The 26,771-nt window shown below is 30.5% G+C and carries 30 protein-coding genes and 2 pseudogenes; all 32 read left to right on the top strand.

What is annotated here, in order from left to right; genetic code table 11:
* Positions 1 to 24: 24 nt before the first annotated feature.
* Positions 25 to 2,142 (top strand): annotated as a pseudogene (gene cas3 / locus E0D87_RS08955) (CRISPR-associated helicase Cas3'); the annotation flags it as partial.
* Positions 2,143 to 2,151: 9 nt separating this feature from the next.
* Positions 2,152 to 2,793, top strand: a complete 642-nt coding sequence (locus tag E0D87_RS09165) for a hypothetical protein (RefSeq protein ID WP_242618478.1) — start codon at positions 2,152 to 2,154, stop codon at positions 2,791 to 2,793.
* Positions 2,794 to 2,795: 2 nt separating this feature from the next.
* Positions 2,796 to 4,493: a type I-E CRISPR-associated protein Cse1/CasA gene (locus tag E0D87_RS08945; protein ID WP_130820144.1), complete on the top strand. Its 1,698-nt coding sequence runs from the start codon at positions 2,796 to 2,798 to the stop codon at positions 4,491 to 4,493.
* A gap of 1 nt (position 4,494) precedes the next feature.
* Positions 4,495 to 5,073: a type I-E CRISPR-associated protein Cse2/CasB gene (gene casB, locus E0D87_RS08940; RefSeq protein ID WP_130820143.1), complete on the top strand. Its 579-nt coding sequence runs from the start codon at positions 4,495 to 4,497 to the stop codon at positions 5,071 to 5,073.
* A gap of 13 nt (positions 5,074 to 5,086) precedes the next feature.
* Positions 5,087 to 6,154 (top strand): type I-E CRISPR-associated protein Cas7/Cse4/CasC, encoded by a 1,068-nt coding sequence (gene cas7e, locus E0D87_RS08935; RefSeq protein WP_130820142.1) that lies wholly within the window; start codon positions 5,087 to 5,089, stop codon positions 6,152 to 6,154.
* Between the two features lie 9 nt (positions 6,155 to 6,163).
* Positions 6,164 to 6,847, top strand: a complete 684-nt coding sequence (gene cas5e / locus E0D87_RS08930) for a type I-E CRISPR-associated protein Cas5/CasD (protein ID WP_130820141.1) — start codon at positions 6,164 to 6,166, stop codon at positions 6,845 to 6,847.
* Positions 6,848 to 6,856: 9 nt separating this feature from the next.
* Positions 6,857 to 7,495, top strand: coding sequence for a type I-E CRISPR-associated protein Cas6/Cse3/CasE (gene cas6e / locus E0D87_RS08925; RefSeq protein WP_130820140.1), 639 nt, complete (start codon positions 6,857 to 6,859; stop codon positions 7,493 to 7,495).
* The gene (gene cas1e, locus E0D87_RS08920) at positions 7,485 to 8,423 is read left to right on the top strand and encodes a type I-E CRISPR-associated endonuclease Cas1e (protein ID WP_130820139.1); all 939 of its coding nucleotides are present in this window, start codon (positions 7,485 to 7,487) and stop codon (positions 8,421 to 8,423) included. The genes cas6e and cas1e overlap by 11 nt, the downstream gene beginning before the upstream one ends.
* A complete protein-coding gene (gene cas2e, locus E0D87_RS08915) occupies positions 8,423 to 9,301 on the top strand; it encodes a type I-E CRISPR-associated endoribonuclease Cas2e (protein WP_130820138.1) in 879 nt (292 codons plus the stop codon). The genes cas1e and cas2e overlap by 1 nt, the downstream gene beginning before the upstream one ends.
* A 530-nt stretch (positions 9,302 to 9,831) precedes the next feature.
* A complete protein-coding gene (locus E0D87_RS08905) occupies positions 9,832 to 10,605 on the top strand; it encodes a replication initiator protein A (RefSeq protein ID WP_130820137.1) in 774 nt (257 codons plus the stop codon).
* Positions 10,602 to 11,429 carry an ATP-binding protein gene (locus E0D87_RS08900; protein WP_130820136.1) on the top strand — a complete coding sequence of 276 codons (828 nt, stop codon included), beginning with the start codon at positions 10,602 to 10,604 and terminating at the stop codon, positions 11,427 to 11,429. The genes E0D87_RS08905 and E0D87_RS08900 overlap by 4 nt, the downstream gene beginning before the upstream one ends.
* Complete coding sequence (locus tag E0D87_RS08895) at positions 11,422 to 11,907, top strand: PcfB family protein (protein WP_002839711.1); 486 nt, start codon at positions 11,422 to 11,424, stop codon at positions 11,905 to 11,907. The genes E0D87_RS08900 and E0D87_RS08895 overlap by 8 nt, the downstream gene beginning before the upstream one ends.
* Entirely contained in the window at positions 11,904 to 12,638 is a 735-nt protein-coding gene (locus tag E0D87_RS08890) for a phage antirepressor Ant (RefSeq protein ID WP_000625112.1), read from the top strand. The genes E0D87_RS08895 and E0D87_RS08890 overlap by 4 nt, the downstream gene beginning before the upstream one ends.
* Entirely contained in the window at positions 12,631 to 14,421 is a 1,791-nt protein-coding gene (locus E0D87_RS08885) for a VirD4-like conjugal transfer protein, CD1115 family (protein WP_130820135.1), read from the top strand. The genes E0D87_RS08890 and E0D87_RS08885 overlap by 8 nt, the downstream gene beginning before the upstream one ends.
* 61 nt (positions 14,422 to 14,482) lie before the next feature.
* On the top strand, positions 14,483 to 15,019 hold the full coding sequence (locus tag E0D87_RS08880) for a ClbS/DfsB family four-helix bundle protein (protein WP_001258251.1): 537 nt from the start codon (positions 14,483 to 14,485) through the stop codon (positions 15,017 to 15,019).
* 17 nt (positions 15,020 to 15,036) lie between these two features.
* The gene (locus tag E0D87_RS08875; protein WP_001105422.1) at positions 15,037 to 16,506 is read left to right on the top strand and encodes a PIN-like domain-containing protein; all 1,470 of its coding nucleotides are present in this window, start codon (positions 15,037 to 15,039) and stop codon (positions 16,504 to 16,506) included.
* Between the two features lie 195 nt (positions 16,507 to 16,701).
* A complete protein-coding gene (locus E0D87_RS08870) occupies positions 16,702 to 17,013 on the top strand; it encodes a single-stranded DNA-binding protein (protein WP_000373441.1) in 312 nt (103 codons plus the stop codon).
* Position 17,014: 1 nt separating this feature from the next.
* Entirely contained in the window at positions 17,015 to 17,173 is a 159-nt protein-coding gene (locus tag E0D87_RS08865; protein ID WP_004825242.1) for a Maff2 family mobile element protein, read from the top strand.
* Between the two features lie 117 nt (positions 17,174 to 17,290).
* Entirely contained in the window at positions 17,291 to 17,509 is a 219-nt protein-coding gene (locus E0D87_RS08860) for a helix-turn-helix domain-containing protein (protein ID WP_004829719.1), read from the top strand.
* 3 nt (positions 17,510 to 17,512) lie between these two features.
* Positions 17,513 to 17,680: a hypothetical protein gene (locus tag E0D87_RS09160; RefSeq protein WP_019124114.1), complete on the top strand. Its 168-nt coding sequence runs from the start codon at positions 17,513 to 17,515 to the stop codon at positions 17,678 to 17,680.
* A gap of 330 nt (positions 17,681 to 18,010) precedes the next feature.
* A complete protein-coding gene (locus tag E0D87_RS08855; protein WP_040551382.1) occupies positions 18,011 to 18,334 on the top strand; it encodes a PadR family transcriptional regulator in 324 nt (107 codons plus the stop codon).
* Positions 18,327 to 18,863 (top strand): DUF1700 domain-containing protein, encoded by a 537-nt coding sequence (locus E0D87_RS08850; protein ID WP_008902140.1) that lies wholly within the window; start codon positions 18,327 to 18,329, stop codon positions 18,861 to 18,863. The genes E0D87_RS08855 and E0D87_RS08850 overlap by 8 nt, the downstream gene beginning before the upstream one ends.
* Positions 18,864 to 18,877: 14 nt before the next feature.
* A complete protein-coding gene (locus tag E0D87_RS08845) occupies positions 18,878 to 19,663 on the top strand; it encodes a DUF4097 family beta strand repeat-containing protein (RefSeq protein WP_130820134.1) in 786 nt (261 codons plus the stop codon).
* A gap of 7 nt (positions 19,664 to 19,670) precedes the next feature.
* On the top strand, positions 19,671 to 20,405 hold the full coding sequence (locus tag E0D87_RS08840; protein WP_130820133.1) for a hypothetical protein: 735 nt from the start codon (positions 19,671 to 19,673) through the stop codon (positions 20,403 to 20,405).
* An 8-nt stretch (positions 20,406 to 20,413) separates the two neighbouring features.
* Positions 20,414 to 21,304, top strand: coding sequence for an ABC transporter ATP-binding protein (locus E0D87_RS08835; protein WP_130820132.1), 891 nt, complete (start codon positions 20,414 to 20,416; stop codon positions 21,302 to 21,304).
* 56 nt (positions 21,305 to 21,360) lie between these two features.
* On the top strand, positions 21,361 to 21,660 hold the full coding sequence (locus tag E0D87_RS08830; RefSeq protein ID WP_341272809.1) for a restriction endonuclease subunit S: 300 nt from the start codon (positions 21,361 to 21,363) through the stop codon (positions 21,658 to 21,660).
* A 60-nt stretch (positions 21,661 to 21,720) separates the two neighbouring features.
* Positions 21,721 to 22,011 carry a DUF3847 domain-containing protein gene (locus E0D87_RS08825; protein WP_130820130.1) on the top strand — a complete coding sequence of 97 codons (291 nt, stop codon included), beginning with the start codon at positions 21,721 to 21,723 and terminating at the stop codon, positions 22,009 to 22,011.
* Between the two features lie 334 nt (positions 22,012 to 22,345).
* Positions 22,346 to 23,986: a MobQ family relaxase gene (gene mobQ / locus E0D87_RS08820; RefSeq protein WP_130820129.1), complete on the top strand. Its 1,641-nt coding sequence runs from the start codon at positions 22,346 to 22,348 to the stop codon at positions 23,984 to 23,986.
* A gap of 73 nt (positions 23,987 to 24,059) precedes the next feature.
* Entirely contained in the window at positions 24,060 to 24,233 is a 174-nt protein-coding gene (locus E0D87_RS09155) for a hypothetical protein (RefSeq protein WP_062551877.1), read from the top strand.
* Positions 24,234 to 24,416: 183 nt separating this feature from the next.
* A complete protein-coding gene (locus E0D87_RS08815) occupies positions 24,417 to 24,944 on the top strand; it encodes a PcfB family protein (RefSeq protein WP_130820128.1) in 528 nt (175 codons plus the stop codon).
* 102 nt (positions 24,945 to 25,046) lie between these two features.
* Positions 25,047 to 25,386 (top strand): annotated as a pseudogene (locus E0D87_RS08810) (phage replisome organizer N-terminal domain-containing protein); the annotation flags it as partial.
* A 288-nt stretch (positions 25,387 to 25,674) separates the two neighbouring features.
* Positions 25,675 to 26,745, top strand: a complete 1,071-nt coding sequence (locus tag E0D87_RS08805) for a PDDEXK nuclease domain-containing protein (RefSeq protein WP_130820126.1) — start codon at positions 25,675 to 25,677, stop codon at positions 26,743 to 26,745.
* Positions 26,746 to 26,771 lie beyond the last annotated feature (26 nt).

The raw sequence follows: 26,771 nt of genomic DNA, 5'->3' as shown, positions 1-26,771 counted from the left end.
TAGCAGAGGCAGTGCATGAATTAAATGAAGAAAATAAAACTAGGAGCTAATATGGATTACAGGTATTTATGGGCTAAGAAAAAAAGAATAGATGGTGATTATTATTGGTTACCTCTCTACATCCACTTAGAAGATACTGCATATGTAGCAGGTCTATTGTGGGAACATTGGTTAAGTGAAGGAGTTAAGGAAAATATTTATGAAAATATTAGAAAAACTTCTCCAATTGATGAGGATTATCCTAAAAATCTATCTATGTTTTTAGGATACAGTCATGATCTTGGAAAATGTAGTGCAAATTTTGAGTTCAAAAAAACTTTCCCTATTGATCCTGATTTAGATTTAGCTATTTTTGATAAACTTAAATCTGGTGGTTTTGACTTTGTAAATTATTATATGATAAGGAACTTTAGACACAATTTAGTTAGCGAATATATCCTAAACGAGAAAGGACTTGATCCTAGTGTTTCCGTTATTCTAGGGGCTCATCATGGGAAACCAATAAGCACAGATGCTTATCAAGCTTTAGAGGAATATAAGTATGAAGTCTATCAAAGTGATGATAAAACTTCCGTACTTTATAAAAATTGGGATAATCTTCATGAACATTTTATAAAAAATGCTTTAGATATTAGTGGGTTAGAGGATATTTCAAAGATTGTAACTTTACAAGAAAGTGCTCAGGTAATTTTCTCGGGTCTTTTAATTCTTGCTGATTGGATAGCATCTAACGAAAAGTATTTTCCTCTAATTCCTATAGATGATTTTTGCGGATCAAAAAATAGAATTGAAGAAGGTTTTATATCTTGGCAAAATGATAAAGCAAATCCTTGGGATCCTAAACCTTGCGATACGTCAAAAATGTTTGAAGAAAGATTTAACTTCAAACCACGAAAAGACCAAGAGATTTTGACAGATATTGTAAAAAAGATAAAAGAACCAGGAATACTTATCTATGAGGCAACTACAGGATCTGGCAAAACAGAAGCGGCCCTTATAGGAGCAGAAATTATGGCGGAAAAGTCCCACCGTTCAGGATTGTTTTTTGCTCTACCAAGTCAAGCAACTTCTAATGGTATTTTTCTAAGGATGAAAGAATGGCTAAATAACCTCTCTAGTCTTAAAAAGGGGGATATGGGTCTTAGGCTAATCCATGGAAAGGCAAGTCTAAATGACGAATTTACTTCTATAAAGCCATCTTCAAATATTTACGAGGAAGATAAATATGGAGTTAGTGTGAACTCATACTTTGCTGGTAACAAATTATCAATATTAGATGATTTTACGGTGGGTACCATCGATCAACTTCTACTCATGGCTCTTAAACAAAAACACCTTATGTTAAGACACCTTGGATTTTCAAATAAGGTTGTAATAATTGATGAGGCACACGCTTATTCTACTTACATGAATATCTATCTAGACCAAGCGCTTAAATGGCTTGGAGCCTATAAAGTTCCGGTAATAATTTTATCTGCCACCCTTCCTCTAAAGAGAAGAAATGAGCTAATCAAAGCATATCTTCTAGGCCAAAACAAAAAATCTAAAGATATAGAAAAACCAATGGACTTTGAGACAGAAAAATCCTATCCTCTTGTAAGCTTCACTGACGGAAATAATATTATCCAGTTTAAAGATTTTGAGAAAACCTCCTCCAAAAGGTTTTAAATAATCAAATTAGATAAGAGTGAAAGCGAAAATATAGCGGAAAGAATAAGAAAAGATTCGAAAAGTGGAGGCGTTTTTGGAGTAATAGTAAATACTGTTAAGAAGTGTCAGAAACTTTCAAAAGAACTAATTGGAATATTCGGAGAAAATAAGGTAGAAATTCTCCATTCTTCCTTCATATCAACTGAAAGAATAGAAAAAGAAAATAATCTACTTAAAACTATTGGGAAAAATGGCAAGAGACCTGATTTTAAAATAATAATCGGAACTCAAGTTATCGAGCAATCTCTAGATATTGACTTTGATGTTTTATACACTGATCTTGCTCCAATTGATTTACTTATCCAAAGAATTGGAAGACTTCATAGGCATAAGGAAACTAAAAGACCTAAAAATTTTCTTAACCCTAAAGTATATGTAATGGACTCCGTATCATACGATTTTGATAAGGGATCAACACATGTATATCAAGAATACATTTTGATGAGAACGGAATTTTACTTACCAGGTGAAATTTATATTCCTAAAGATGTGTCAGATCTTGTGCAGAAGGTTTATTCTGATACTGATATTGAAATTGAAGAAACATATAGAAAGGCTTATGAAGATTGCAAAATTGAGTATCATGCACACAAGCAAAATAAGAAATTTCAAGCAGATAAATTCGCTCTAGCAAATCCAAAGCATAATGTTGGACCTGACAAAAATATAAGTAAATGGTTAGAAAATTCTAATAATATAGCTGAGTTATCAGAAACTAAGGGAGCTTGTGAGGTAAGAGATAGTGCAGATAGTATAGAGCTTATTTGCCTACAAGAAAAAGTAGGTGGATATGGATATTTTGGGGATAAAAATGCGTTAGGAGAGCTTGATAATAACCTAGCTAAAGAAATAGCAAAACATACAATAAAACTTCCGACTGGTATGTCTTATGGCGAAAATTTAGATAAATATATAGAAATTTTGGAAAACTATTATATCAAATACTTAAGAAACTGGGATAAGTATACTTGGCTAAAGGGAAATCTAGCTATAATATTTGATAAAAATGGCGACTTTGACCTAGGAAATTGTAATCTTAATTATGCTGAAAAATTAGGTCTATCATATGAAAGGAAGGAGTGATTATGGGAAGATTTAACTTAATAGATGAACCGTGGATAGAAGTCATGGTAGATAAGAAGGGAGAGAAGAATTTAGTATCTATGAGAGATATTTTTGAAAACTCTCAGGACTACCTTGATATAACAGGTGATATGCATATCCAAGATTTCGCCATTATGAGAGTTTTATTATCTGTCATGCATACAGTTTTTTCTAGGTATGATGTTTTTGGAAATCCTTACGAAGAAATTGAAGTGGATGAAAATATGAAACAAATTTATCCTGTAGATGAAGAAGATTACGAGGACTACGAAGATGACTTGATGTCTACGTGGGAAAATTTGTGGAAAGCTGGGAAATTCCCAAGGATAGTTATAGATTATTTAGATAAGTGGCATGATAGGTTTTATCTTTATGATGAAAAGTATCCGTTTTTTCAAGTGACTGAAGATAATATGAGTATAGATAAAATCAAGGGTAAGTCCATAGGACAAATTTCTGGAAAAACTATCAATAGAACTATAACAGAATCTAATAATAAAAAGGCTCTCTTTTCTCCAAAAAGTGAAGCTAGTAAAAATATTCTAAGAGATGATGAGATAGCTAGATGGCTAATTTGCTTTCAGGGATATACTGGACTTTCTGATAAAACCATATATGGAAATGAAAATTACAAGACTAGAAATTCTAAGGGTTGGCTATATGATTTGGGTGCGATTTATTTTAAGGGGGACAATCTCTTTAAGACCTTGATGCTAAATTTTGTACTATTTACTAATCAAAGCTATTCTTATAATATCCAAAAACCTGCTTGGGAGTTTAAAGATAGCGAACTACTTCATTCTTATTTAAATTATTTACCTATAGATAATATGTCAGAGCTTTATACGACATACTCCAGGGCCCTGTATATAGATCCATCTTATAAAATTGGTAAAGACTTTGTAATGAACTTGATAAAGCTTCCTGAAGTAGACCACCTCGATAATTTCTTGGAACCAATGACCATATATGGGACAAATAAGACAGGACCAAACAAGGAAAGATCCACACCTAAAAAACACCCTGCTAATCAATCAATGTGGAGATCATTTGGTCAAATTACTCTAGGAAAAGTAAGTTCTTATGGATCAAGTAGTGAGGATAAGGTTCCTAAACCGGGGATAATTTCTTGGCTAAAAGTGATTGAAGGAAAAATAAATGATAGAAACATTTTGATAAATACCTTATCTCTAGAAGATGACGGCAATGCAACATCTTGGGTACCAGTTAATGAAATCTACGACTATATGCCTTTGTATATAGAATTACTAATAGGTGAAAATAAGGAAGATTGGACCCACCATATTTATGAAATGGTAGAAAAGACCAAAAATGTCATAAGTAATATATATGGTGGATTTTTAAGGGATATAGTTAATATTCGTGGTCTTGATAAAAGCGGCTATGTAAATAATGAAATAGAAAAGATGTATTATCTTGTAGATAAACCCTTTAGAGATCTAATAGAATCAATAGGAGAATCCACTGATAAGAAAAGTATTTTGATAAAATGGGATGAAATATTAAAGGACATTGTTTATAAAGAAGCTTATATGAAACTTGAATCAGCTTCTATTAGAGACTACCGATATATCGGTGACCCTAAGAATAGCTTAAATATTGTTACATCTTTTAATAAGTTTACCAGTATATTAAACAAAGTTATAGAAAGGAGATAAAGTGAACAAAGAGACTAATGTTTATAAAACGAGTAAGCATATACTAACTTACTTGGAAAATACTAAAAAAGAGTCTAGCACTAAGGCGATTTTGGCCCAGTTAAGAAATTCAATAAATAAGGATCTTGGCGAAAATATAGAGTCTTTGGCTTTTATCTTTTCAATGATACCAGAAGATAAACTTGGTACAGGGAAAAATCTAAATTATTATGAACAAGCTATACTAACAACCCTACAAATTTATGCAATCTATCAGCAAGGAGAAGATAGGTCTGTTATTTATAGAAATGAAGATTTTCCATATAAAAGCTTGGGTCAAAGTCTTAGATCTTTGAGAAATCCTGAGGATAAGAGTGCTAATAAGTCAGTTGATCTAAGATTTAATTCTCTAATTAGTTCACCAAATTATAGGATGTTAGAATATCGCCTTAGACAAATTATAAAACTATTAAAGGCAAAAAGCGAAGAACAGGTTGACTTTTTTAGCCTTTCAAATGATTTATATGCTTACTTGTTAGGAGATGTAAACCCTATTAGGATAAAATGGGCAAGAGATTATTATTGGAATATTACAAGATAAAAAGGAGAAGAAAATGACTAAAGACAGATTATTTCTAGATATCCACCTAATACAAACCCTACCACCATCAAATGTAAACAGGGACGATACAGGAAGTCCCAAAACTGCTCAATATGGAGGAGTAACTAGAGCTAGAGTAAGTTCGCAAGCTTGGAAGAGAGCAGTCAGAAAGTATTTTAAGGACGAATATGACTTAGAAAATCAAGGCGTTAGAAGTAGGGATATAGTTAACTATATAGCAGAAAAAATAGTAGATTTAGATTCTAATAAAAGTCATGAAGATGCCTTAAAACTTGCCGAAGAAACTTTAAATAAGGCGAAAATTTCTACAAAAGAACAAAAAGTTAAGGCTCTTTTCTTTATATCAAACAAGCAAGCAACAGACCTTGCTCAGGCAGCTCTTGATGGCATAAAGGATAAGAAAATCCTTCAAGAAATATTAAAAGATAATCCATCTATAGATATATCCTTATTTGGAAGAATGGTAGCAGATGCCCCTACCTTAAATGAAGATGCTTCTTGTCAATTTGCTCATGCAATCTCAACTCATGCTATAGAAAGAGAATTTGATTATTTTACAGCTGTTGATGACCTAGCCAAAGAAGATAATGTTGGTGCAGGGATGCTTGGAACTATAGAATACAATTCATCTACAGTATATAGGTATGCAAACATCGCCCTTCATGAATTTAAAAACCAACTTGATGATGTAGAAGCTTGTGCTTATGCTTCTAGGCTTTTCGTAGAAGCTTTTATTAAATCAATTCCTACAGGAAAAATTAATTCTTTTGCTAATCAAACTCTTCCAAAGGCAATCCTTCTTACTTTAAGAAAGGATAGACCGCTAAATTTGGTGACCGCCTTTGAAAATCCAATCAAATCAAAAGAAGGCTATGAGAAAAAATCTGTTGAAAGACTCTTTGATGAAAATACAAAGTATGAAAAGCTATTAGGAAATGCAGCATATAAGTCTTGTATAGTTGCTTACGACATGGATATTGATGATATTGACACTAGGAAAGACTCCATAAAAGACTTAGTTTACGATATAGAAGAGAAAATAAAAGCGAACTTATCCTAGGAGGTAGATGTGAAAACAATACTTCTAAAACTATCTGGCCCCATGCAAGCTTGGGGAACAGGTTCTAAGTTTGAGACTAGATATACAGATCATTATCCCTCAAAATCAGCTATAATTGGGATGTTAGCAGCAAGCCTTGGTTACAGGAGAGATGATGAAAGAATAAGTGAATTAAACGAAATAGACTTTGCGGTTAGGGTTGACCAAAGGCCAAACCTAATAAGAGATTATCATATAGCTAGTAAGTACAAGAAAAATGGAACGTTTGAAAGAAACTATGTTACTAACAGATATTATCTTGAAGATGGAGTATTTGTTGTAGCTGTTGGATCAAATGATGAGTTGATTGAAAAGCTCTATAGAGCTTTGGGAAATCCATACTTTCAAACCTATATGGGCAGGAGATCCTGTCCTCCTCCTGCAGATTTTCTAATTGGTGTAAAGGAGCTTGGTCCAATTGATGCCCTAAAAGAGTTAGACTGGCAGGCAAGTTCTTATTTTAAAAAGAGACATCCTAGCTATGTGGCAGGCCTTTACGCAGACAGTCATTTATTAGCTGGTAAAGAAAAAATAAGAAATGACAGGGTGGCATCATTTTCTTATGAAGGAAGAAAATTTATACCAAGATTTGAAAGTGAATCTTCAATAAGCTTTGGTTATGAAACAAGCCATGACCCATTTAAAGCATTGTAAGGAGGGCTAATGTATTTATCAAGAGTAGAACTAGATGTGTACAATAGACGAAAAATGCGTGATCTCAAGGACTTAAATTCCTACCATGGATTTGTAGAATCTTGCTTTCCAGAAGAAATAGAAAAAGGAATCAGAACAAGAAAGCTTTGGAGAATAGATAAACTAAACAAGAAAACCTACTTACTAATTCAAAGCCAAAGTAAACCTAACATAGAAATACTAGAAAAATATGGTGTTATTGGAACTAGTTTATGTAAGGACTATGATAAATTTATAGATAGTCTAGAAGAAGGGATGAAAGCGAGATTTAGGGTAAAACTAAATACAGTTATATCAAAATCAACTGGAAATAAAGATGAGAGAGGAAGGATTGTACCTGTACCTACACGTGACTTGGCGGATTTCTTTTTAGCCAGAACTGATAAAAATGGTTTTGAAGTTTTGCCCAATGATTTTGATATTTTTGAAAAAGAACTACTTCCTTACAAGAAAGTTAATAAGAAACCCTATGCTCTTGTGTCAGCAAGCTACGAGGGAGTCCTAACTATAAGTGACATAGAAACATTTAGACAAAGCCTAAAAAATGGTATTGGCAGAAAAAAAGCTTATGGCTTTGGGATGCTTACAATAATTCCTTATGAAAAATAAAGTATTTAACAGTAAGACTGACCTAAAAGATCTACCTAGAATATCCGATAGGGTAACATTTATCTATATAGAAAGGGCTAAGATTAACAGGATAGATGGAGCTATAACTGCCAGAGACATCAGAGGATTAGTAAAAATACCAGCTGCTATGATTGGAATTTTGATGCTTGGTCCTGGAGTAGAGATAACCCATAGGGCTATGGAGCTATTAGGAGATACGGGTACTTCTGTAATTTGGGTAGGTGAAAATGGAGTCAGAAATTACTCTAACGGAAGACCCTTAGCTCACTCAACCAAATTATTAGAAAAACAAGCCAAACTTGTATCAAATAGCAAAAGTCGAATAAAAGTTGCAAGACTTATGTATGCTATGAGATTTGAAGGTGAAGATGTAAGCAGACTAACCATGCAACAACTAAGAGGAAGAGAAGGATCTAGGATTAGATCGGTCTATAGGAAAAATAGTCAACTATTTGATGTTGAATGGACAAGAAGAGACTACAACCCAGATGATTTTGATGATTCGACACCTATCAACCAAGCCTTATCAGCATGTCATGTATGCTTGTATGGATTATGCCACAGTATAATTACTGCCCTTGGAATGGCTCCAGGATTGGGTTTTGTCCATACAGGCCACGATAAATCTTTTGTTTATGATATAGCCGACCTATACAAGGCAGAAACAAGCATCCCACTTGCCTTTGAAATAGTGAAAGAATCAAGCGAGGATGATGATATAGGAAGTATATCTAGAAGAAAAATGAGAGACTTATTTAGGGAAAGGAAAATTGCCAAGCAAATTACCAGAGATTTGCAATTCCTAATGGGTATTGATGACGAGGATATATTTGAAATAGAAACCATAAATCTATGGGATGAAAAAGAAAACCATGTTCCATACGGAATTAACTACGAGGTAGACTGATGCCTCTAACTATAATTACAATAAGTAAGGTTAAAAATTCTCTTAGGGGAGATTTGACTAAGTGGATGCAAGAAATAGATGCAGGAGTGTATGTAGGTAATTTCAATAGCAGAGTACGAGAAAATCTCTGGCAAAGGATAATAGATAATATAGGTGACGGCTCGGCTACAATGACTTACGCCTATAGAAATGAAATTGGATATACCTTTAAAACCCACAACACAAATAGAAATATAGTAGACTTAGATGGAATTCCCTTAGTATTAGTCAGATCAGATAAAAAAGAGGAAACTAAGATAAAACATGGATTTAGCAAACAAGCAAAACATCGTAAAGCTAGAACCTACCAAGGAAAAACTCAAGCGAAAAAATATGTAGTAGTAGATATAGAAACAAGTGGATTAGACAATGAAAAGCATAAGATAATAGAAATTGGAGCTGTACTCACTAATAGTCAAGGTGAAGTTTTAGATAAATTCGAAAGTCTTATAAGGCAGGAAATAAAACTATCAAATGAAATAATAAAACTGACTGGAATAACTGGTAATGACCTAATAAATGGAGGGGACGAAAAGAAAGTACTAGAAGATTTCGTTTGTTTTATAAAAAACTACCCTCTGGTTGGCTATAACTTTAACTTTGATATGAAGTTTCTAAATTACAATTTAGAGAAAAATTCTCTAAAAGAAATCACAAACACTACCTACGACCTAAAAACTTATGTAAAAAGAGAAAAAATGTTTCTAAAAAACTATAAACTAGAAACAGTCCTTAAAGAATACGGGATCAAAAAGAAAGTTGACCATAGAGCCTTAGCTGATGCTCTAGTGACAGTTGACTTAGCAAGCCAAGTAAATGAATTTCTAAAAAAGCTATAATAAGAATTGCTTAAAATAGAGAAATATTTACTGTTGTACCCGCGTAAGCGGGGGTGATCCTGAATGCTTAGATTTAGTAGATCAGCTTATAGAGTTGTACCCGCGTAAGCGGGGGTGATCCTTCTTCAGCTGTAGGATACATGGCAAAGTGTATGTTGTACCCGCGTAAGCGGGGGTGATCCTCTAACCTCGTAAGACCATCTGCAATGATTTCTGTTGTACCCGCGTAAGCGGGGGTGATCCCGCCTTGGAGATAACAGACGGGTTTCGTGTCATAATAGTGATAGAGGCAAATAGTTATGTAAATACAAGGAGTTCAAGACTTCTACCAAAGTTTAAAATTCAAAAAATAAATAGTTGGTGTGCTGCTTAGAGTATCCATTTTAATAATGGATATTGTAAATAGCATACCAATAAAACTAAAGATTCTTTAAAGAGTCTTATTTTGTGATGAAAATTTAATATGCAAATCTCAGACGATAGAAAGCAATAATTCTGTCGTTTTTTTATTTTAAAGAAAGGAGGTAAGAATGAATTTTGATTATTTTTATAATAGGCAATCTGAGATGTATAACTTCATTAGATTACCTATGGTATTAATGGAAGATGAAGTTTTTGAGAGCATTTCTATTGAAGCAAAAGTTTTGTATTCATATATGCTTAATCGAATGGGTCTTTCATATAAAAATGGCTGGATAGATGAAGACGGAAAAGTCTTTATTTACTACACAATTGAAAGTATAAAAGATCAATTTAATTGTGCCAGTGAAAAAGCAAACAAATTAATAGCTGAACTTGATATTAAATCAGGGATAGGACTAATTGAAAAGAAAAGACAAGGACTGGGAAAGCCTAACAGAATTTATGTTAAAGATTTTATGAGCATATTTAATAATATAGAATTAAAAAATCAAGAAGTTCGAAAAACAAAATTCCAGAAGTTCGATAATCGAAATTCAAGAGATTCGAATATCGAAAGTCAAGATTTTCGAAAATCGGAAAGTAACTATAACAATATTAAAAATAATGAGTTAAGAAAGAATGATTTTAGTAAGGGACAAAAGCCTTATGGAATATATAAAAATATATTTTTGACTGATGAAGAATACAAGGAATTAACAAATGAGTTAGGAAGTAGAATTAATGAATACATTGATAGATTGTCGTCATATATGAAAGCAAATAACAGAGTGTATCAAGACCACAAGGCAACGATAATTAATTGGTATCTTAATGATCAGGCAAAAAACATTAATGATAATACAACAAGGAAAATGAATTACGATATAGGAGAGAGTTTATGAAAAGCTTAAAAGATTTTGTATTAAGAGAAAATGATATTGAAAGAAATGGACATATCTATTGTAAATCATGTGGTAAAAGAGTCGATGGAGAATTACTTGACCTCGGATTTACAAAGTTTATTCCCAGAATTAAATGTGAATGTGAAATAAAAAGAGATAAGGAAAACGAAGAAAGAGAAATATTAACTAGAATATCATCGCTAAAAAGAGATTGTTTTTCATCGCCAAACCAACACCAATATACTTTTGAGAGATTCTTAAATGAAAAAGGTCAAGCTTACAAGGTTGCCTATAATTATGCTAAAAATTTTGAACAAATGAAGGAAGACAATGTAGGACTTTTATTTTATGGAGATGTTGGTAGTGGAAAAACTTATCTTGCTTGTTCAATTGCAAATGAATTAATTGAAAGAAAACAAGTTAGAGTTAAAATCATGAATTTATCCCAGGTTATAAATCAAATACAAAAATCAGCATTTAAGCTAGATTCAAACGAAATTATAAATAACCTATCTAATATTCCTTTATTAATCTTAGATGACCTTGGAATTGAAAGGGACACATCCTATGCAAGAGAACAAGTATATAACATTATAAACTCAAGATACTTAAAGGGTAGGCCGACAATTTTCACTACAAACTTATCATTAGAAATTATTCAAAATCCTAATATTGACCTTGAGTATCAGAGGATATATTCAAGAATACTTGAAATGACAATACCAGTTAAAGTTATAGGAGAAGATTTTAGAAGAAAAATCCATCAAGAGAAGTTAAGAAAATACAAAGAGTTACTTTTATATGGAGGTGGAATAGATGATTAATGAAGAAGTATCTAGGTCGAGTCTTAATCTTGAAGTAAGACTTGCAAAAGCAACAAGTAAAGCAATTCTTGATGCCTTAAAGAAAGTACACAAGCAAATAGAAGAACAAGGAGGCTTGAAAAATGTAATAAAAAATAATGGAGAAGAAGTAAAGCTAAAAGATATGGTTAAAAAGGGACAGTTAGAAGAAATTAATCTAAAAGATCCTGAGTTAAAAGAACTAAAGAAAATTTTAAATAAACACGGAGTGAAGTTTTCTGTTATGAAAGATAAGGAAACTGGCAACCACTCTGTGTTTTTTCAATCTAAGGATATAAAGGTAATGGAACACGCCTTTAAAAAAGCAGTTAAGGCTTCTGAAAAAAAGGCCGATAGAAAAGATTCAATAACGAAGACTATAAATAAGTTTAAAGATATGGCTAAGGACACCATTAGTAAAGATAAAGTTAAAAATAAACATAAGGAGCAAAGCTTATGATAAGTAATCTAAAAACATTTGAAAATAAGAATTTTGGGAAACTCACTGTTATTGAAAAAGATGGTGAGTTTTTCTTTATAGCAAATGAAGTAGCAACGATGTTGGGATATGTCAATCCCAGAAAAGCTATTTATGACCATGTAGACGAAGAAGATAAGGGTGTAACGAAATGGAACACCCCTGGAGGAATACAGAATATTTCAATAATTAACGAATCAGGATTGTATTCACTTATCCTCTCATCAAAACTACCACAAGCAAAAATATTCAAAGCTTGGGTAACTAGAGAAGTCTTACCAAGTATTAGAAAAAACGGAGGATATATAGTAGGGCAAGAAAAGAAAACTAATGAAGATCTACTTGCAGATGCAATTCTTGTAGCCAATAGAATTATTGCTGAAAGAGAAGAAGAAATTGAAGAATTAAGACCAAAGGCAGACTATTATGACAAATTAGTAGATTATAACCTACTTACAAACTTTAGAAATACTGCCAAAGAGTTAGGAATACCACAAAATCAATTTATAAGTTTTCTAATGGATAAGGGATTAATTTACAGAGATAAGAAAAAGAAACTCTTACCTTATGCAGATAAGAACAAGGGATATTTTGAAGTAAAAGAATGGATTGATCCACTAGGTACACTTGTAGGAATACAAACATTAATAACACCAAAGGGAAGACACTACCTACTAATTTTATTAGATAGTGAAGGTTTCTACGATGAATAAGATATTGGAAGCCATTCTTTCTGATATTAAAAATTTAATTAAAATAGACAACCCAAAGAAATTTATATTATCAAACATTCCTTATCTATCATTCTTCTACATTGGAAATATCTTTTCTAAGCACATCAATTCCTATGTTGGAGGAGATATTATTGATAAAATAATGGTGGGAATTTCTGATATAGGAACTTTATCTTATATACCAAGCCTTAATCCAAGGGACTTGTTAGTAGGTATTTCAGTTGCTGGTCTTGTTAAGTTAATTGTTTACAGCAAAGGTAAAAACAAAAAGAAATATAGGCAAGGCAAGGAATATGGATCTGCAAGATGGGGAGAAAGTAAGGATATTGCTCCATATATTGACCCTAAGTTTGCAAACAATGTTCTCATAACTAATACCGAAAGACTAACAATGAACTCAAGACCTAAAAACCCTAAATATGCCAGAAATAAAAATGTATTAGTAATAGGTGGTTCTGGATCAGGTAAAACGAGATTTTATGTAAAGCCAAATCTAATGCAAATGCATTCTTCCTATGTAGTAACAGACCCTAAAGGCACACTTGTGTTAGAATGTGGAAAAATGCTTTATGAAAATGGTTACGACATAAAGATATTAAACACAATAAACTTTAAAAAATCTATGAAATACAATCCCTTTGCATACTTGAGAAGTGAAAAAGATATTTTAAAGCTTGTCCAAACCATAATTGCTAACACCAAGGGAGATGGAGAAAAGGCAGGAGAAGATTTTTGGGTAAAGGCTGAAAAGTTATATTACACTGCTCTTATTGGGTATATTTATTATGAAGCACCTGAAGAAGAAAAGAATTTTAAAACACTCTTAGATATGATTGACGCAAGTGAGGTTAGAGAAGATGACGAAACCTATATGAACCCAATTGATAGGCTTTTTGAAGCTCTTGAAAAGAAAGATCCAAGTCATTTTGCAGTTAAGCAATACAAGAAATATAAGCTGGCAGCAGGAAAAACTGCCAAGTCAATTCTAATATCTTGTGGAGCAAGACTTGCACCTTTTGATATAAGAGAGCTTAGAGAACTAATGAGCGAAGATGAATTAGAGCTTGATAAAATTGGAGATAGAAAAACTGCTTTATTCGTAATAATATCAGATACAGATGATACCTTTAACTTTGTAGTTTCAATAATGTATTCTCAACTATTTAATCTTCTATGTGATAAGGCAGATGATGTGTATGGTGGAAGACTTCCAGTTCATGTTAGGTGTCTACTTGATGAGTTTGCAAATATAGGATTAATTCCTAAATTTGAAAAATTGATTGCAACAATTCGTTCAAGAGAAATATCGGCAAGCATAATACTGCAAGCACAATCTCAATTAAAAGCAATCTATAAAGACCATGCAGATACAATAGTTGGTAACTGCGACTCTACACTCTTTTTAGGAGGAAAAGAAAAAACAACAGTAAAAGAATTATCTGAAACCTTAGGAAAAGAAACCATAGACCTATATAACACATCAGAAACAAGATCCAATCAAAAATCTTTTGGTCTAAATTACCAAAAAACTGGCAAGGAACTTATGAGTCAAGATGAAATAACTGTAATGGATGGCGGTAAGTGTATTTATCAGTTAAGAGGAGTAAGACCTTTTCTATCTGATAAATTCGATATTACAAAGCATAAGAATTACAAGTTGTTGGAAGATTATGATAAGAAAAACTTGTTTGATGTGGAAGAGTATTTAACAAATAGAGATAAAATAAAAATAAACAGGAACAGTTTGATTACAAGATTATGAATTAAGCCTAGGATAAAAATATTTTTGGTATAATATCTATATAAACCATGGAGGTAGGCATATGAGGTCTTATGAAAGTAAGGAAGAATTAAAAAATGAGATAAAGAAAACTTTTGGAAAATATATTTCAGAGTTTGATAATATCCCAGAAGAATTAAAAGATAAAAGAGTAGATCAAGTTGATAGGACACCAGCTGAAAATCTTGCCTATCAAGTAGGTTGGACAACTTTAGTTTTGAAATGGGAAGAAGATGAAAAAAAGGGAATTGAGGTTAAAACGCCATCTGACAAATTTAAGTGGAATCAACTTGGAGAATTGTATCAATGGTTTACAGATACCTATGCTCATAAATCGTTAAAGGAATTAAAAGAACAACTATCACAGAATATAGAAGATATTTACTCTTTGATAGATAATCTTACAGAGGAAGAATTATTTAAACCACATATGAGAAAATGGGCAGATGAAGCAACAAAAACTGCAACTTGGGAAGTATATAAATTTATCCATGTAAATACAGTAGCACCATTTGGAACATTTAGGACTAAGATTAGAAAATGGAAAAAACTTAATAATTTTGTGAATGTAATTAAATAATAAGGTTGGTGCTTTAATTGAATTATGAAAAATTTAAAAAAATAATAAATAGAAAAACCTCTATAATAGTATTAGATACAAATGTAATACTTGACTTAGCTCGATATTCATTATACAGTAGCAAAAACATATTAGAAATTTTCAAGGAGTGTAAGGATTTAATATGGATTCCGAATCAAGTGTATAAAGAATTTAATAAAAATAAATATAGCGTATTCGGACAATTGAAAAAAAAGTATCAAAATTTTGAAAAAGATTTACTAAGAGTAATTGAAAGGAGTCAAAAAAATTTAGAGAGTGTCTTGATTAAATCATCTAAATATAATTATTTTGGAAGAAAAAATTTGGAGAATGATTTAAATAACAAGTTAGTTGAATTAAAACAAATAATCAAATCTTATAAAAATAGTGTTGGTATTGAATATGATGAAATAACAACAGATTCTCCTGAAATAATTAAAGATATAGATAATCTTATTTCATATTTAGAAAAAAATAATAGGATAGGTAATAGGATAAGGTTTAGTGAACAATTAAAAATTATTAGAGAGGGTGAACTTAGGTATAAATATAAAATTCCGCCTGGATATGAGGACATTAATAAAGATGGAGTTGAAAAATTTGGAGATTTATTTGTTTGGAAAGAGATATTAGATTTACCAGTTGAAAAATCAGTAAAAGATATTATTTTTATTACGAATGATATAAAAGAAGACTGGTGGAGTAAGGATAGTCAAGATAATTTAGTAGTTCACGATAAATTATTAAGTGAATTTAAAGAAAAAAATCCAAATGTAAATATTGAATTTTTAACAACAGGAATGTTTCAGAATTTCGCTTCAAAAGTATATGATAGATATGATTTTAATGTTTATGTAGATTTAAATAGAAAAGATGTGTCATATGTAGAAAGAGTAAAACAAGATATTTCTAATGATATAGTTGACAGTATTTATAATAACAACTATTATTATCTAGAATCGTATGTTATTGGAAGTGAGGGTATTGAAGAATTAGATATAAATAATTGTGAATTCAATGAGATATTAGATACTTATGAAGAGTTTACAGACGAGATTGTTAGTATAACTTATGAGCTAGAATATTTAATAAATTTAAGTTGTGTATCCTTTGATTATTGGGGACGTGATGATGATACAAAAGAAGTCATACAATCACCACCAATAGAACAAGAATTTAGTGGAAGTGTCATAGTTAATGTCACAAGATTAATTAATAAAGATGATATCGAAGAAGATTCTTTTTATATTAATAATGATAAAGAATATACAGATATTGAAATAATTGAAATTCAGATAGATCAAGATTCTATAAACAAAAATGAAGAAGACTACGATGACTCTTATTTAGAAGAGGAGAATTACAATAATGATTATGCATTTATTTGCTCTAAATGTGGAAAGGGATTTAAGGATAGGCGAGAAGATGTAGGTGGTATTTGTCGAGATTGTTCATTTAATGATTAATAATATAGGATATTTTATTAAAGCAGTAATTATAAAGTTTACTGCTTTTTTTATACTCAAAATTAGGAGGTTAAGATGTTAAGGATAAGAGCTCCTACTTAGAACAATTTAATAAGGAATAATGTATAGCGATTGGAAATAAATAGATCCAGTCGCTTTTTTAATTGAAATTTACAGATTAAGGAGAAGAAATTAATGGATAGAGAAATGATAAATATTAATGCAAATTTAGTTAAGGAAGCTGAATTTTCAGAATTTGAAAAAGATGGAGAAAGTGTTCAAGTAGCAAATTTTGCTCTTGTTAAAAAATATGGAAAGGGCAAAGAATATACAAATTGCTCAGTATATGGAGAAAAGGTAGAAATTGTTAAAGAATTTGAAAAAGGAGATCTAATCCATGTTTTTGGTTATTTCAAAGAAAATAAAAAAGGAGATAAGGTCTACAAGAATTTTATAGTTAAATCACTAAACAAAATAGAAAATAAGAAAGAAAACGAGGAGGAATAATATGGAATTTTTTACAGCTGGAGTTGGAGTTTTAAAGACACTTGTAACTGCAATTGGTGCAGGTTTAGGAGCATGGGGAGTTATTAACTTGATGGAGGGTTATGGTAATGATAACCCTGGTGCTAAATCTCAAGGTATTAAGCAATTTATGGCAAAATAAGGACGGAATAACACAACAAATTCTCTAAAACAAATCACTAAATCAATGTAAGATTGAATGAAATCAATATTTATGCTATAATTAAATAAATCTAATGAAGAGAAAAAGAGGGATATTATGGCACTTAACTATAAACCATTATGGATACAGTTAGCAAAAAAAGGATTAAAGAAAACAGATGTGATAGCCATGGCAGGACTTACAACAAATGTTATGGCACAAATGGGCAAGGATAAACCAATTACATTTAAAAATTTAGAAAGAATATGTAAGGCTCTATCTTGCACCCCTAATGATATTATTAGTTTTGAAGACAATTTTAGTGAAGAGGAATAGTAAATGACTTTAAGGATAGAAGATCAAGCTAGGGATTATCCGAAATTGGTATTAGGCTTTGATGAAGCTGAAGACAACATTGATCAAGAGACTGGTCAAATAAAAAGCTTTAAGACAGATGACAAAACTAAGTCAACTAAGAAAAACCATAGCAAAGGTGCAGAGAGGTAAATATTGGCAGTATTCGGACTGCCTTTATTTTTTTGCTATATTTAAACAGATTGTATAATGACGTCATAAGTCGACTTAGGAAAATGTTGAAGATATTATTTTGTTAGTTCATGATTAGGATATCTGGATATATTTAAATCAAGAAATCTTGATGTTATATAACATATAATGTAATAAGTAGATGATTATATAGAGGCATCAATAGTCAAAATAAGAATACTTAGAAAAATACAATTAAGCTATTGACGTCTAATACTATACGACATATAATATAGACAAGGATACTATATGACATATAGCATAATAAGTTTAAAAGTGAGGTGATTGGGATTGTTTGAAATAGATACTCGAGTTTTAGAGCTATGTGTTTTAATAGCAATCGATAAGGAAGATACCTATGGGTACAAGTTGACCCAAGAGTTATCAGATGAATTTAATATTTCAGAATCTACCGTTTATCCAGTATTAAGAAGGTTGCAAAAATCCAATTATCTTGCAACATATAATAAATCCATAAATGGAAGAAGTAGGCGATATTACACTTTAACGGATGATGGAAAAAAAGAATTGGAGAAGCAATTAGAAAGCTGGTCAAAGTATAAAAATACAGTAGATGATTTTATTTTGAAAAGTAAGGAGGGTAGAGATGATTAGGAAATCTTTTTTACAAACTTTGGATAAAAAATTAAAGAAATTTGATAACAGAGAAAGAGAAGAGGCAATTCTATTTTACTCAGAGTTATTTGATGAAATGAATTTAGCGGATGAAGATCAAATACCAAATCAATATGATGTAAATAAAATTGCTAGGGAATTAAATGTATCTATGAAAATAGATAACTGGGAAGATGAAAACAGTTCGATTAAGAAAATTTTTAAAGGGATACCAATAATTACCTTAAGTATTTTATCACTACCAACAATTTTGGTAGGATTAATAGTATTCTTGGCTTTGTTATTTACAGCTATTTTTTTAATAGCTGCTACTTATTTCACTGTAATCTTATTAGTTATTGGAACAGTAAAAAACTTCTTTTTAGGTGGATTCTCGATAGCAAGTTTATGTTTGCTACTGGGAGTAATACTTTTAGTTATTTCAGCAACAGGGATATTGATTGAAATAATTAACCTAATTGGGAAATTAATAATAAAAAGAATCAAGGAAAAAAACATCAATAGTTAGAAAGGGGTTTTAATATGAAAAAGAAATTGTGGATTACCTTGGCATTAGGTATAGTTTTAACTCTTGTCGGATGCAGTATGGGAGGAAAGCTAAATCTAAAATTATCTGAAGATGAATATTATATTGACAAAAATGGCTTAGATCCTGTAGTGGCATCTAGTTATACAGGAACAAAAAAATTTGAAAAAATCAAAGAACTACAAATTGATACAAATATTACAAATATAGAGTTAGTATCCAATACAAGTGAAAATTACAATGTAGAGATTGAAAATTTAAAATCAGACTATGTAAGTCCTATAGAGGTCGAAGAAAAAAATAGTGTAATTAGTATCTCTAACAAGATATTAAAACAAAAACCAATAGGAATACTAGACGAAGAATCATCTAAATTGAAATTGGTAATTGAAGGACCTATACAAAACATAGATAAGATTTCTATAAATGATAGAGTTGGTTCAATAAGTATTAAGAATGCAACGCTTAAGAATGTAGGGATTAAGGGTAATGCAATTGATGTTGATCTTACTGATTCAACGATAAACAAATTAAATCTTGATTTAGAACTATCAGATTTAAGTATGAGTTCTACAAATATTAGTGATAGTAAACTAAATTTAAATAAATCCCGAATTTTTGGAGAAAAAAATGAGTTTAAAGGAGACAATATATTGAATTTCTCTATTGTTGAAGGCGAACTTGGTTTAAAAAATTATGATGAGATATTTAATCAAAATACGCCCAATAAAATAAAATTAGAAGGTAAACTAAATAGATTTGAATTTATCAATGAGAGGTGAAAAGATCATGAAATATATTAAAGCTGAGATTTTTAGAATTTTTCATACAAGAAATTATCTTAAATTTATCTTTGCTATTACATTGATATTACTAGGAAGTATGATTTATTCATCCATAGACTCTAATTCGGGAGAATATTTTGAATCTATGGAAACATTTTTAAAGATTGTTAGTATTATAATTTCAATTTTTTTCAGCGTGACTATTTTTAAGAAAAAAGATATAAAAGTAGAGCTACTATCAATGGGGCTTAGTAGAAAGCACATATTTGTATGCGACCTTATTACTTTACAAATTTTTACTCTTTTTTCTATAGTAATAATGGGAGGATTAATTTTATTATTCAGTTTATTAAAAAATCTAGTGGGATCTGATTACACTGGAGGATCATATATCGGATTTGTCTTTTTCTTGATTAGAATGATAATATTGATGATAAATGTAAACAATGGTGTCATGGGATTAACTTATTTATTGAACAATGTTGCTCTAGGCATTGCAACTTCCTTTGTTATAATTCCATCAGTTTTTCAAATCGGAATGTATATGACTGAAGGAAAAGTCTACGATGTATTTAATAACCTTCTTCTAATACAACCATTCAAGCTATTAGATTTAGGATTGGCAACAGAGCAAATTGGAAATAGCTTTATGAAGACAGCTAGTATTAGTTTTGTTTTTATCTTTATAATTTATCTAATGAGCGGATATGTAAGATTTAGTAGAAAAGAAATCAATTGAGGTGGATTATGGATGCTATAGTAAAAACAGATAATCTTTCAAAAAAATATAATGACAAATACGCTTTAAATAACTGTTCGCTAACAGTGAATAGAGGAGATATCTATGGTATAATTGGTAAAAATGGTGCTGGAAAATCAACACTGATGAAAATTCTCTGTGGAATTACTGAGAAAACTCAAGGTGATTATGAATTGTTTGGAGGGAAGAATCTTTCAGAAGGAAGAAAGAAAATTGGAGCAATTTTGGAAAATCCAACCTTGTTTGGTAATTTGACAGGTAAAGATAATTTGAGATATTTTGCCATTCAAAAAGGCATTACTAATGAGAATACTATAAAGAAATCTTTAGAATTAGTTGGATTAAGCTACAATGATGGTAAGGTAGTTAAAAACTATTCAGTTGGTATGAAGCAGAGATTAGCTTTATCTGTATGTCTTTTGGGGAAACCAGAACTTCTAATTTTAGATGAGCCTATTAATGGAATAGATCCTACCGGGATAGTAGAAATAAGAGACTTATTAAAAAGACTAAATGAAGAAAATGGAGTGACTATTATTATTTCTAGTCATGTACTTCCGGAGTTGGAAAACTTGGTAAATAAAATAGCGATTATTAATGACGGTCAAGTGATAGATAAATTAAGTTTGGATGATTTGCATAGCAGAGATTTTAATTATATAGAAATCTACACTTCAGATATTAATAGAACTGTAGAGATATTAAAGGAACAAGAAATCTCCAAAATTGATATTCAAAATGGCAGGATTCGAGTTAAAGAAAATATAGAAGACAGTTCAGAGGTTGTTAGTCTATTAGTTAATAATGGCATAAAAGTCTATGAAATTTTTAGAAAAGAAGAAACATTGGAAGAATTTTATTTAAGAAATATAAGCTAATTATTTTAGTAGGGGTATAAAGATGATAAAAATTATAAAGTTTTTGAAAATTTTATATCTGTTTCATTTTAGGATCAGTCTTTTATCATAAATATGAAGCAAGCCTAGATATGAAAATTCATTGTTTAAAATTAAAAAATAAAGAATTGAATAGAGAAGTAGCATTCTATTTAACTTCAATTATTAGGCAAGCTTTAAAAAATACTGAATATAAAGATCAAATATCTAGCACAGTATTGACAGATATAAAAATTAAATTGCCAATAGACAGTAGAGGTACTTCAGATTGTGATTACATGGAAAGAAATATAGAAAACATAAAATTAAAATGGAATATAGCAAATTATAATATTTAAAACGAAAACGATTAGAAATAAAAATCTAGTCGTTTTTTTATTACAAGAAAGGATATAAGTATGAAAAATTTAGAACAAATAAGACAAGAATCAAAAGAAATAAAAGATAAAATTGATGATACAGAAGAAAGATTAAGGCAACTAAAAAATCAAGAAAAGAAGATATTAAAACAAGACATAGTGAAAAGAAGAAAAGAAAGAACTCATAGGCTAATAACAAGAGGAGCAATCTTAGAAAGCCTTATAGAAAATGCAGAAGAACTAACAGATGAAGAAATAAAAATCCTACTAGAAGAAGCAACAAAGACAAAAGAATTTAAAGAAACACTAAAAATAATGAGAGAAAATTAGGAAAAATATAATAATTAAATCTCCCTTAGATTTTCTAAGGGCGCAATTATACACCCTAAAGGGTGTTTGCGTCCTGCGGAGCCAAACCCTTGCAGGGAGCAACAACCATTCGCTTTTTAAAAGTCAAGGGTAAATAAACTCGCTAAGGCTCGCCCTTGACTTTTAAAATTTGAAATGAACAAAACAATTAAGCCGACATACTGAAACAACAAAAATTAATTCAGTAGTCGGCTTTTTTAATTCTATCATTTCAAAACGCTCATTCACAAAGTGGATATAAAAAATCTATTAAGCCTCCACCTAAAACAACAAAGAAAGAAAGGAAATGATAAAAATGGCAGACAGTTTTCATTTTTCAGTAAACATAATATCAAGAGGAAAAGGAAAAAGTGCAGTAGCAAGTGCAGCATATATAAGTGGAGAAAAAATAAAAAATGAATGGGACGGAGTAACCCATGACTATACAAGAAAAGAAAAAGTATTAGTAAAAAATATAATATTACCTGATCATATACCAAAAGAATTTAATGATAGGTCGACCTTATGGAATAAAGTAGAAATGGCAGAAAAAAATTCTAATGCACAACTAGCAAGACAATTCATAATAGGACTACCAAAAGAGTTATCTTTAAGTGAAAATAAAAACCTAGTTGAAAGATTTATAAAAGAAAATCTAACATCACAAGGAATGATAGTAGATTATGCAATTCATGATGAGAGTCAAGACAAAAATGGAAATATTCATTGTCATATAATGACCATAATGCGACCCATAAACGAAAAAGGAGAGTTCTTAGCAAAGTCAAAAAAAGAATATATCCTAGATGAAAAAGGGGAAAAGATTTTAAACAAAAATGGAAAACCAAAGACAAGAAAAGTAGAACTAACAACCTGGAATGATAAAGGCAATGTAGAAAAATGGAGAGAAAATTTTTCAAACCTTTGCAACGAATATCTAGCAAAAAACAAGATAGAAAAAAGAGTAGACCATAGGAGTTTTAAAAGACAAAATTCAGATTATCTACCGACAATCCATTTAGGATCAGCAGCAAGTGCAATGGAACGAAAGGGAATAGAAACTGACAAGGGAAACTATAATAGAGAAATAAGAAAATATAATCAACTTGTAAAAACAATAAAAGAAGAGATAAAAACATTAAAGGGTTGGATAGGGAATTTATTAGATAACCTATCTACTGCTTATGAAAAATTTAAGGATATAGAAAGAGATAAGGTAATAGAAAACCCTAAACTTTTCAATCTAACAAATTATCTATTAACTTATTCAGAAATTCAAAAAGAAAAAGGTAAATACCTAAAAGGATATGCAAAAACTAATAAAGAAAAGTATGACTTCAAAAAGCTAACAAGTGCATATAGTTATTTAAGAAAAAATGACATAGAAACCATAGGTCAGTTACAAACAAAAATAGAAAGTTTAAAGTCTAATAGTTATAGGCAAAATAAAAAAGCAAAGACAATCCATAAAGAAATGGAAGATGTAGAAAAGAAAATTCTATACTATGAAATCTACAAAGCTAAAAAAGAAGTTTATGAAGAATACCAAAAGAAAAACATATTCACAAAAGATGCATTTTATAATAAACATAAGAAAGATATAGACCAATATAAGGTAGTAAGAGAGAAATTAAAAAAACTCCTATCAGACAAAGAAAAACTAAGTCCTAAAAAATGGAATGAAGAAAAAGATCTTTTAATGGCAAATCTTGAAGAAATAAATAAAGAAAAAGATAAGATAAAAGATGAATATCAGGAAATTAATCATATAAAATATTCAGTAGATTTTGTAAACAAAGAACTTGGCATAGATTTATCCATAGAAATAGATAAGCTAATAAAACAAGGTGAAAAACCAAGTGTAATAGCACAGATTAAAAAATTCCAAGACCAAGTTATTAAAGACAATGAATACAGAGAAATGATGAAAAACAAGAAAATGGATCAAGAAAGATAAGACCTGGTAAAAATATCTTATCCAAGCTATAATATGTCCAAGAAAATAAAGGCAGATCTAGGAGGTAATAGAGATGAATAAAAGGCAAGAGCTAATAGACGAACTCATAAAAGCAGATCAAGATGGAACATACAAAACATATAAAAGCACAGAAGAAATAAAAGCGATGAGCAATGAAGAAATACAGATTATATATTCCAACATGAAAAACTATCTATCAGATAAAAGAACACACATAAACTACTAAAGGTGGAAAAGCAAAATAAGAGCAGAAAAACAATAAAAGGTACAAATACCTAAGTAAGCTATAAAAACATCTAAAATAAGCATTCCACCATCACCAACAACCAAATAAAAACAAGCAAAGGGAAGTATAGAAAAATTAAAGCCTATACTTCCCTTTTTTTAATTCAAACAAAGGAGATAAAACATGATAAACGAAGAAATAAGCAAAGAAGCAGGTCAAGCAGCACAAACCATAATAACATACACAATAAAGGCAGCAAAAGAATCAATCAACTTAGACAAAGAAATAAGAAAAAAGATGAATGATACTTTAGAAAAAGCAAACGGAAACCTCAAAAGTCTTATGGGCGATGAAATAAAAATAAAAGACCTCTACAAAAAAGGACAACTAGAAAATATAAGCATAGATCAAAGCGACCTCAAAGACTTAAAAAAAGAACTAAACAAACTTGGAGTAAGTTTCTCAGTAATGAAAAACAAAGAAACTCAAAACTATGAAGTATTTTTCCAAGCCAAAGACATAAAAGTGATGGAATATGCCTTTAAGCAAGTCATAGCCAAGGAAAATAAAAAAGAAAAAGAAAGTATCCTAAAGCAGATAAAGAAATACAAAGACCTATCCAAGAACAAGGATAAGACAAAAGAGAAAGTCAAAAGAAAAGTAAAAGAAAAAGTAAAACCAAACAAAAAAGATATGACCAGAGAAATCTAAGGGAGTAACGAAAAGTTACTCCCTTAGATAACCATAATAACAAGACTTCCGAAAATCGGAAATCAAGAATTTCGATTATCGAAAATCAAGAAAGGAGCAGATATGGCAACAAACAAAAGATATTATTGGATAAAATTAAAAGAGGAATTTTTCACAGACAAAAGGATAAAAAGATTAAGGAAAATATCGGGAGGAGATACCTACACGATAATCTACTTAAAACTTCTACTACTAAGCTTAAAAGATGAGGGCAAACTCTATTATGACGGAGTAGAAAGTGATTTTATAAAAGAGTTAGCACTAACCATAGATGAAACAGACGATGATGTAATGGTTACGGTAAATTATTTAATCAATCAAGGCTTATTAGAAGTTGTAACAGAAAATGATGAATACTACCTAACTGAAATACCAAACCTAATCGGATCAGAAACAGCATGGGCAGAGAAAAAAAGAAGATACAGACAAAATAAACAGAGGACATTGTCCTTAATGAGTCCAACCCATGTCCGACAAGAGATAGAGATAGAGAAAGATATAGATAAAGATATAGAGATAGAGGGAGAGATAGAAAAGATTTAACATTTTTGGTATAATCACATTAATTAAACTAAATGTGTAATGATAAAATGAGCTTGTTTACAGTAAGCTGATTATGATAAAAAATTAAAACTCCCACCATTGGTGTAAGAAACAGAATAAAATAAAGAATCAGATTGGAGTGATGAGAATGGATAAAAAAGATTTAGCTATTGTAGGAGATAGTGAATATATAAAAATGCTTGAGAAAATAAAAAAATCATATACAAGCAGGCAACTTAAAGCAGCAGTTTCGGTCAATTCTGAAATGCTAAAGTTTTATTATAGTTTAGGAGAAGAAATTATTAGTTTAAAGGCAGAAAGCAGATGGGGTAGCGGATTCTATAAAAAATTAAGTTCGGATTTAAAAAATGAAATTCCCAATGTTAAAGGATTTTCTGTTACTAATTTAAAATATATGAAAAAATTTTATGAAATGTATTCGCCATTAAATCGTCCACAGCTTGTGGACGATTTACAAATATCTAAAGTCGGTGGAGATTTTAATATGATTTTTAGTATCCCATGGGGACATCAAAGATATATTATGGATAGATGTGAGGGAAATTTGAATAAAGCATTTTTCTTTATATCTAAAACATTAGAAAATAGCTGGAGTAGAGCTGTGCTTTTAAATTTCTTGGATACAGATCTATTTGAGAGACAAGGAAAAGCAATAACAAATTTCACAAATAATTTGCCTGCTACACAAAGTGATTTAGCCAATGAAATGACGAGAGATCCGTATAATTTTGACTTTATATCTATAAGGCAAAATTATGATGAAAAAGAATTGAAAGACGCTTTGATGGATAATATTCAAAAATTCTTATTGGAGCTAGGGACAGGTTTTTCGTTCGTGGGCAGAGAATATAGACTTGTAGTTGGAAATTCAGAAGAATTTATTGATATGTTATTCTACAATATTAAGCTACATTGCTATGTAGTTGTGGAGGTTAAAATTTCCGCATTTAAACCTGCGGATATAGGACAACTTGGAACCTATGTAACATCTGTAAACCATATATTAAAGGGAGATGGGGATAATCAAACAATAGGTCTTTTAATCTGTAAGACAAAGGATAATGTATTGGCAAAATATGCTTCTGAAAGCTCAAGAGAGCCTATTGGAATTTCAGAATATCAACTACAAAACTTAATTCCCGAAAGTTTAAAAGGAGCATTACCAACCATAGAAGAAATTGAAAACGAACTAAAATAAATTTTAAAAACATAATAAATGTACGC

It is taken from the genome of Anaerococcus vaginimassiliensis, from assembly GCF_900626155.1.
Lineage (GTDB): Bacteria > Bacillota > Clostridia > Tissierellales > Peptoniphilaceae > Anaerococcus > Anaerococcus vaginimassiliensis.
This window is presented reverse-complemented; position numbering and strand designations above follow the sequence as displayed.

Coding starts and splice junctions, on each gene's coding strand:
- E0D87_RS09165 (WP_242618478.1), top strand. CDS start 2,152: ATGAGAACGGAATTTTACTTACCAGGTGAAATTTATATTCCTAAAGAT.
- E0D87_RS08945 (WP_130820144.1), top strand. CDS start 2,796: ATGGGAAGATTTAACTTAATAGATGAACCGTGGATAGAAGTCATGGTA.
- cas7e (WP_130820142.1), top strand. CDS start 5,087: ATGACTAAAGACAGATTATTTCTAGATATCCACCTAATACAAACCCTA.
- cas6e (WP_130820140.1), top strand. CDS start 6,857: ATGTATTTATCAAGAGTAGAACTAGATGTGTACAATAGACGAAAAATG.
- cas1e (WP_130820139.1), top strand. CDS start 7,485: ATGAAAAATAAAGTATTTAACAGTAAGACTGACCTAAAAGATCTACCT.
- cas2e (WP_130820138.1), top strand. CDS start 8,423: ATGCCTCTAACTATAATTACAATAAGTAAGGTTAAAAATTCTCTTAGG.
- E0D87_RS08905 (WP_130820137.1), top strand. CDS start 9,832: ATGAATTTTGATTATTTTTATAATAGGCAATCTGAGATGTATAACTTC.
- E0D87_RS08900 (WP_130820136.1), top strand. CDS start 10,602: ATGAAAAGCTTAAAAGATTTTGTATTAAGAGAAAATGATATTGAAAGA.
- E0D87_RS08895 (WP_002839711.1), top strand. CDS start 11,422: ATGATTAATGAAGAAGTATCTAGGTCGAGTCTTAATCTTGAAGTAAGA.
- E0D87_RS08890 (WP_000625112.1), top strand. CDS start 11,904: ATGATAAGTAATCTAAAAACATTTGAAAATAAGAATTTTGGGAAACTC.
- E0D87_RS08885 (WP_130820135.1), top strand. CDS start 12,631: ATGAATAAGATATTGGAAGCCATTCTTTCTGATATTAAAAATTTAATT.
- E0D87_RS08880 (WP_001258251.1), top strand. CDS start 14,483: ATGAGGTCTTATGAAAGTAAGGAAGAATTAAAAAATGAGATAAAGAAA.
- E0D87_RS08870 (WP_000373441.1), top strand. CDS start 16,702: ATGGATAGAGAAATGATAAATATTAATGCAAATTTAGTTAAGGAAGCT.
- E0D87_RS08865 (WP_004825242.1), top strand. CDS start 17,015: ATGGAATTTTTTACAGCTGGAGTTGGAGTTTTAAAGACACTTGTAACT.
- E0D87_RS08860 (WP_004829719.1), top strand. CDS start 17,291: ATGGCACTTAACTATAAACCATTATGGATACAGTTAGCAAAAAAAGGA.
- E0D87_RS09160 (WP_019124114.1), top strand. CDS start 17,513: ATGACTTTAAGGATAGAAGATCAAGCTAGGGATTATCCGAAATTGGTA.
- E0D87_RS08850 (WP_008902140.1), top strand. CDS start 18,327: ATGATTAGGAAATCTTTTTTACAAACTTTGGATAAAAAATTAAAGAAA.
- E0D87_RS08845 (WP_130820134.1), top strand. CDS start 18,878: ATGAAAAAGAAATTGTGGATTACCTTGGCATTAGGTATAGTTTTAACT.
- E0D87_RS08840 (WP_130820133.1), top strand. CDS start 19,671: ATGAAATATATTAAAGCTGAGATTTTTAGAATTTTTCATACAAGAAAT.
- E0D87_RS08835 (WP_130820132.1), top strand. CDS start 20,414: ATGGATGCTATAGTAAAAACAGATAATCTTTCAAAAAAATATAATGAC.
- E0D87_RS08825 (WP_130820130.1), top strand. CDS start 21,721: ATGAAAAATTTAGAACAAATAAGACAAGAATCAAAAGAAATAAAAGAT.
- mobQ (WP_130820129.1), top strand. CDS start 22,346: ATGGCAGACAGTTTTCATTTTTCAGTAAACATAATATCAAGAGGAAAA.
- E0D87_RS09155 (WP_062551877.1), top strand. CDS start 24,060: ATGAATAAAAGGCAAGAGCTAATAGACGAACTCATAAAAGCAGATCAA.
- E0D87_RS08815 (WP_130820128.1), top strand. CDS start 24,417: ATGATAAACGAAGAAATAAGCAAAGAAGCAGGTCAAGCAGCACAAACC.
- E0D87_RS08805 (WP_130820126.1), top strand. CDS start 25,675: ATGGATAAAAAAGATTTAGCTATTGTAGGAGATAGTGAATATATAAAA.